Source organism: Allobosea sp., assembly GCF_030694325.1.
In the GTDB taxonomy this organism is placed as follows: Bacteria; Pseudomonadota; Alphaproteobacteria; order Rhizobiales; family Beijerinckiaceae; genus Allobosea.
Genome location: NZ_JAUXYO010000092.1, coordinates 1 through 6144, shown reverse-complemented (window position 1 = coordinate 6144; position 6144 = coordinate 1). Strand labels below are relative to the sequence as shown.

Here is a 6144-nt window from a genome sequence, read left to right as displayed (position 1 = left end):
CCCGCGGGGCGCACCCGCGGCCGGCGGACGGCCGCCACGCCGGGGGCCGGCTCCCGCGGCCTTGTCGCCGAAGCCCTTGCCGCCTGCTCCCTTGCCGCCCGTCCCCTTGCCACCGCTTCTCATGACAGGCTCCGGACGAGTGCGAGGCCGGCGAGCAGCGCCGCCAGCGAGAGGATGACGGAGCCGAGCACATAGGCCGCCGCGAGCCCGGTCTCGCCACGCTCCCAGAGCAGCACGGCGTCCAGCGAGAAGGCCGAAAAGGTGGTGAAGCCGCCGAGGATGCCGGTCGTCAGGAACAGCCTGGCATGCTGCGACCAGCCGGCCTGCGTCCTGAAGGCGAGCCAGCCCGCGATCACGCCCATCAGCGCCGAGCCGAGAATGTTGATCAGCATCGTGCCGCCGGGAAAGCCGGTGCCGAACCAGCGCGGCGAGACGAGATTGACGCCGTGCCGCAGCACGCCGCCGAGGCCGGCGCCGAAAAAGACGAGGAGCGTGGAGGTCATCGCCCTGCAATAGCCAGCGCTTCGCCTGCGCACAAACGAAATCGGGCTCTTGCCGGGTCGTCGCCAAGCTGAGAGGTGTAGCGGCGGTGTCTTGACGCTGGGGCCGGGGGGCGACGGAACGACATGCGCGAGGGGGCCGGGGCAACGGCTTGTGGCGGTGGCTTCGCGGCTGGACGCAGAGGTCGCGCGTGCCTGCTGGCGCTCGCCGCCTCCTGCGTCGCGCTCGCGGCCGCGCAGGCCGCCACGCCCCGCCCAACCCCGGCCAGCGCCCCGCACTTCGCCCGCAGCTGCATCATCAAGCCGCCCGACATCGCCCCGCTCTTCCCCGCCGCCGCGGAGGCGAGCGCCGCGACCGCGCCGGATGCCGACGACGCGGCGGAGAACGATGACGATTCCGATGACGACGGGGACGATGACGACAACGTCCCGGGGCTGATCCTGCCGGGCTCGAGCACCTGCCTCGCCGTCTCGGGCAGCGTCACCGCCGGGCTGCAATTCGACAGCTACCGCATTCCCAAGGCCGGCGACGCCGCACCCAGGCCGGCCTATTCCTGGCCGACCAGCACCTCGCTGCGGATCGAGACGGCCCATGACCTCGCCTCGGGCCTGCGCATCGGCTCCGCCTTCGAGATGTCGCTGCGGCCGGCCAGCGGCCAGCCGGAAAGCCTGACGATCGAGGAGGCGACCGTCACGGTGGGGACGGTGACCTTCGGCCTGACCGGCACGTTCTTCAGCTTCTGGACCGGCGAGGAATTTGCCTTCAGCGCCCGCCTCCCCGGCCGCAATGTCGGGCTGATCGGCTGGCAGCGCGACCTCACCGAGCGCTGGAACCTGGCGCTCTCGGCCGAGGACCCGACGCTGGCGACGACCTCGACCATCCCCGTGGTCAAGGGCCGCGTGCCCGACGGCGTCGCCCGGCTGACCTACACCCAGGGCGGGCTCACGCTGCACTTGGCCGGCGCACTGCGCGACGTGCCGGGCTCGGTGCCCAAGCTCGGCCGCGCCGGCATCATCGGCGCGACCTATGCGCTGCCGATCCTGGGCCGCCCCGGCGAGATCACGGCGCAGCTCGCCGGCGCGGTGGACGCGCCGGCCTATATCGGCTCCTCGCTCGACGCGACCATTGTCAGCCAGGTCCTGACGAGCGCCGATGCCAGCCGCGGCTTCTCGGGCGTGCTCGCGGCGCGGCGCGAATGGACCGACGAACTCGCCAGCAACCTCTTCGTCAGCCGCTACCAGCTCACCCTGCCGCTGGCCAACCAGGCCACCGGCAAGCTCAGGATCGACCGCGCCAGCGCCAATCTGGTCTGGACCCCGGTGGACGGCCTCAAGGCCGGGATCGAGGGCTCGGTCGCCTGGACCCGCGTCGCCGTCGCCAACCGCGTCCTGCCGCTGACGCTGGGCGGGCGCCAGCTCTCGGCTCAGCTCTTCATCGAACGGTCTTTCTGAGGGCGGCTGCAAGGCATCCGGCCTCGCCCCGGAATGACGCGGGAGTTACCCCTTCGGCCCGCGCTTCAGCAGCGGATGCACATAGAGCTCGAAGGCAATCGTCAGCAGGAGGAAGACGAGCCCGATCGCAAACGCCACGACCCAATAGGCGACATCCTCCTCCGAGACGAACCAGCCCGCGATCAGCGAGGGCACGATCAGGAGAGCGCGGGCGATGAGCGAGATCATGAGCGAGGCATCAGCACGGCCCGAGTGTGGGCGCTGAACCACAATCTAGGGACCACTGACCTTTTCGCCATTGCGGTCGATCAAAGCGGCGCGGGTCAGCCTCAGCCCTCCCCGCGCTCCAGCCGCAGCTTCTCCCAATACTCCAGCCGCTTCCTGATCTCGCGTTCGAACCCGCGTTCGGGCGGGTCGTAGAAGAGCTGGCGGCCGAGCGCGTCGGGCCAGTAGTCCTGGCCGGAGAAGGCGTCGGGCGCGTCGTGGTCGTAGGCATAGTCCGCGCCATAGCCCTCCTGCTTCATCAGCTTGGTCGGCGCGTTCAGGATCGTCTTGGGCGGCATCAGCGAGCCGCCCTCCTTCGCCGCGCGTCGCGCCGCCTTGTAGGCCTTGTAGGCGGCGTTCGATTTCGGCGCGGTGGCGAGGTAGATCACCGTGTTGGCGAGCGCGAGTTCCCCTTCCGGCGAGCCGAGCTGCTCGTAGGTCTCGGCCGCGGCGCGGGCATGGACCAGCGCCTGAGGGTCGGCGAGCCCGATATCCTCGACCGCCATCCGCACCAGCCGGCGCGCCAGGAAGCGCGGGTCCTCGCCGGCATCGAGCATGCGGGCGAAATAGTAGAGCGCGGCGTCCGGGTCCGAGCCGCGGATCGTCTTGTGCAGGGCCGAGATCAGGTTGTAGTGGCCGTCCTGCGCCTTGTCGTAGATCGGCGCGCGGCGCTGGATCACCTCGCTCAACCCCGCCTCGTCGAAGATCTCGCCCGGCTTGGCGGCGCGCCAAAGCTCCTCGGCGAGCGTCAGCACGGCGCGCCCGTCGCCATCGGCGAAGCGCGCGAGCGCCAGCCTCGCCTCCGGCGTCAGCGGCAGTTCGCGGTTCTCCAGAAGCTCCGCCCGGCCGAGCAGGAAGAGCAGCGCACCTTCGTCGAGCGACTTGAAGGTCAGCACCCGCGCCCGTGACAAAAGCGCGGCATTGAGCGCGAAGGACGGGTTCTCGGTGGTGGCGCCGACCAGCGTGATCGTGCCGTCTTCCATCACAGGGAGGAAGGCATCGAGCTGGGCCCGGTTGAAGCGGTGGATCTCGTCGACGAAGAGCAGCGTGCCCTTGCCGCCGAGCCGGTGCCCGCGGGCCGATTCGAAGACCTTCTTGAGATCGGCGATGCCGGAGAAGATCGCGCTGATCTGCTCGAAGCCGAGATCGACCTGACCGGCCAGCAGCCGCGCCACCGTGGTCTTGCCGGTGCCGGGCGGACCCCAGAAGATCAGGCTGCCGAGCGAGCCCGATTGCACCAGCCGCGTCAGCGCGCCATCGGGCCCGGTCAGATGGTCCTGGCCCGCGACCTCGCCCAGGGTCGTCGGCCGCATCCGGTCCGCGAGCGGGCGCGGGCCGGCCTTGTCGAGCCCGGAGGCGGCGAAGAGATCGCTCATGCCGGGAAGCCTCGACCGTCATTCCGGGGCGCTGCGCAGCAGCGAGCCCGGAACCCATGAACACCGGTGCCGCTCATGGAGGCGCGCCGATCCGAGCCTCCCCTATCACGGTCGTGGTCATGGGTTCCGGGCTCCTCGCTGCGCGAGGCCCCGGAATGACGGCGCGGATCCGGAGCGAGGCTCATCCCGGAAACACCGAGGTCACGCTCTGGCCGCCGCGCGAGATCGTCACCTCCCAGGAGCGCTTGCGCTCCTTCAGCGCCGCCTCGACGTCGCGCGAGCGCGTCATCGCCTCGCCGTTCAGCGCCTGGATGATGTCGCCCTTCTGGAAGCCGACGCGAGCCGCCGTGCTGCCCTCCTCGATCTCGGCGACGACGACGCCCTCGGTGCCGGCGTCGATCGCGAGTTCCTCGGCGAGCGCCGGCGAGAGGTTCATCACGGTGATGCCCGACAGCGGCGTGCGCCCCGCCAGCGTCACCGGCTCGCGCGGCCGCAGCTCCGGCGCCGGCACCAGCTTCACCGGCAGCACGACGCGCTTGCCCGAGCGCAGCACGGTCAGCGTCGCGACGCCGCCGAGCGGGCGCGTGGCGAAGCGGTAGCCGAAGGATTCGGGATCGTCGACGGCGAAGCCGTCGACCGCCAGGATGACGTCGGAGCGGCGCAAGCCCCCCTCCGCCGCGGGGCCCTTCTCGACCACGCCGGCGACGACCGAGCCGGCCGGCCGGTCGAGCCCGAGCCCGTCGGCGACATCTGCAGTCAGTGCCTGCAGCCTGGCGCCGAACCAGGGCCGGCGCACGGTCGTCGCTCCGCTCTTCGCACTCTCGACGACGACGCGCACCATCGCGGCGGGAATGGCGAAGCCGATGCCGTGGCTGCCGCCGGAGCGCGAGAAGATCGCCGTGTTGATGCCGATCACCCGACCCTGCATGTCGACCAGTGCGCCGCCGGAATTGCCCGGATTGATCGCTGCGTCGGTCTGGATGAAGGACTGCGCGTCGCCGACGCCGATCTGCGTACGCGCCAGCGCCGAGACGATGCCCTGCGTCACCGTCTGGCCGACGCCGAACGGGTTGCCGATCGCCAGCACGATATCGCCGATCTCGACCTTGTCGGAATCGGCGAGTTCGATCGCCACCAGATCCTTGGCGGTCTTGAGCTTCAGGACGGCCAAATCGGTCCGCGGATCGCGCAGCAGGATCGTCGCCTCGACCTCGCGCTTGTCGGCGAAGGCGACCTTGACCTCGCTCATGCCCTCGATGACGTGGTTGTTGGTGACCACGAGCCCGCTCGCATCGACCACCACGCCCGAGCCGAGCGAGCGCTGCACACGCTCCTGCGGCACGCCGAAGCCCCGGTCGCCGAAGAAACGCCGGAAGAAGGGGTCGTCCATAAAGGGGTTGCGCGGCTGCTTCTCGACGCGCGCGCCATAGACGTTGACGACCGCGCCAGCGCTCTTCTTGACCACGCCGGCGAAGGACAGCGACATCTCCTGGCGCGACTCCGGCACCTGCCGGAGCGGCGCTTGCGCGGCCGCTGGCGATACCGCGACGGTCAGCGCTGTCAGCGCCGCCGCGAGGAGGGCCCCGCGGGTGAAGGTGGCCTTGCGCTGCATCTGGCATCTCCTCTGCGACGGCGCGACTCATCGCGAGAGATAGGCCGACGGCAGGGCGATTTCCAGCGTTCAGCCGCCGTCTCACCCCGACGCTACTTGTCCTGCAGCAGGACGCGATACTTCTCGATCTCGGCCGGGACCATCTTCGCCACGAAGGCCGGCGACATTTCCTCCGCCGTCGGAACCACCGAGGACAGGGTCTTGAACCGATCCTGCAGAGTGGGGCTCGCCAGCGCGGTGCGCAGCGCCGCATTCAGCTTGGCGATGACCGGCTCGGGCGTGTTCTTCGGCACGAAAATCGCGTTCCAGCCCTGCGCCTGGAAGGCGGGCAGCCCGGCCTCGGCCGAGGTCGGCACCTGAGGCAGGCTCGCCAGCCGGTCCGGCGTCGCGACCACGAGCGCCCTCACCTTCTCGCCCTGGACGGCGCCCGACAGCGAGGTCGCGGCATCGCAGACCCCGTCGATCTGGCCGCCCATCAGATCGTTGAGCGCCGGCCCCGCGCCGCGATAGCTGACGAGCGCGACGCCGACGCCCGACGCCTTGATGAAGGTCCGGCAGATCAGATAGTTCGACGAGCCGACGCCGGCATGGCCGAGGCTGACCTTGCCGGGGTTGGCCTTCGCATAGGCGACGAACTCGGCCAGCGTCTTGGCCGGGAAATCGAGCTTCAGCGCGATCATCGGCGAGGTCTTGGCGACGAGGCCGACCGGCGCGAAATCCGCATTGGTGTATTTCAGGTCCGGATAGATCGTGTAGGACGCGGCGTTGGTGCCGCTGTTGCCGATGACGATGGTGTAGCCGTCCGGCTCGGCCCGCGAGGCCCGCGACAGGGCGGTCGCGCCCCCGGCCCCGCCCATGTTCTCCATCACGATGCGCTGCCCGAGCACGCGCCCCATCTCGTCACCGACGAGGCGCGCGATGACGTCGGACGAACCACCGG

Annotated in this window: 6 protein-coding genes; 1 reads left to right on the top strand and 5 read right to left on the bottom strand. The window is 70.4% G+C overall.

The annotated features are described in order from the left end of the window. Positions 1 to 119: 119 nt before the first annotated feature. The gene (gene crcB / locus Q8M82_RS05550; protein ID WP_305690381.1) at positions 120 to 503 is read right to left on the bottom strand and encodes a fluoride efflux transporter CrcB; all 384 of its coding nucleotides are present in this window, start codon (positions 501 to 503) and stop codon (positions 120 to 122) included. Between the two features lie 123 nt (positions 504 to 626). Here crcB and Q8M82_RS05545 point away from each other — a divergent pair, with 123 nt between their 5' ends. Then, a complete protein-coding gene (locus Q8M82_RS05545) occupies positions 627 to 1952 on the top strand; it encodes a hypothetical protein (protein WP_305690380.1) in 1326 nt (441 codons plus the stop codon). A 45-nt stretch (positions 1953 to 1997) separates the two neighbouring features. Here Q8M82_RS05545 and Q8M82_RS05540 read toward each other — a convergent pair whose 3' ends face one another. The 4 genes from Q8M82_RS05540 to Q8M82_RS05525 form a co-directional block, all read right to left on the bottom strand. After that, positions 1998 to 2180, bottom strand: coding sequence for a hypothetical protein (locus tag Q8M82_RS05540; RefSeq protein WP_305690379.1), 183 nt, complete (start codon positions 2178 to 2180; stop codon positions 1998 to 2000). 101 nt (positions 2181 to 2281) lie between these two features. Next, the gene (locus Q8M82_RS05535; RefSeq protein WP_305690378.1) at positions 2282 to 3592 is read right to left on the bottom strand and encodes a replication-associated recombination protein A; all 1311 of its coding nucleotides are present in this window, start codon (positions 3590 to 3592) and stop codon (positions 2282 to 2284) included. Between the two features lie 181 nt (positions 3593 to 3773). Further along, positions 3774 to 5204 carry a Do family serine endopeptidase gene (locus Q8M82_RS05530; protein ID WP_305690377.1) on the bottom strand — a complete coding sequence of 477 codons (1431 nt, stop codon included), beginning with the start codon at positions 5202 to 5204 and terminating at the stop codon, positions 3774 to 3776. Positions 5205 to 5296: 92 nt separating this feature from the next. Further along, on the bottom strand, positions 5297 to 6144 hold an 848-nt coding region (locus tag Q8M82_RS05525; RefSeq protein WP_305690376.1), incomplete at its 5' end, for a tripartite tricarboxylate transporter substrate-binding protein.

Coding starts and splice junctions, on each gene's coding strand:
- crcB (WP_305690381.1), bottom strand. CDS start 503: ATGACCTCCACGCTCCTCGTCTTTTTCGGCGCCGGCCTCGGCGGCGTG.
- Q8M82_RS05545 (WP_305690380.1), top strand. CDS start 627: ATGCGCGAGGGGGCCGGGGCAACGGCTTGTGGCGGTGGCTTCGCGGCT.
- Q8M82_RS05540 (WP_305690379.1), bottom strand. CDS start 2,180: ATGATCTCGCTCATCGCCCGCGCTCTCCTGATCGTGCCCTCGCTGATC.
- Q8M82_RS05535 (WP_305690378.1), bottom strand. CDS start 3,592: ATGAGCGATCTCTTCGCCGCCTCCGGGCTCGACAAGGCCGGCCCGCGC.
- Q8M82_RS05530 (WP_305690377.1), bottom strand. CDS start 5,204: ATGCAGCGCAAGGCCACCTTCACCCGCGGGGCCCTCCTCGCGGCGGCG.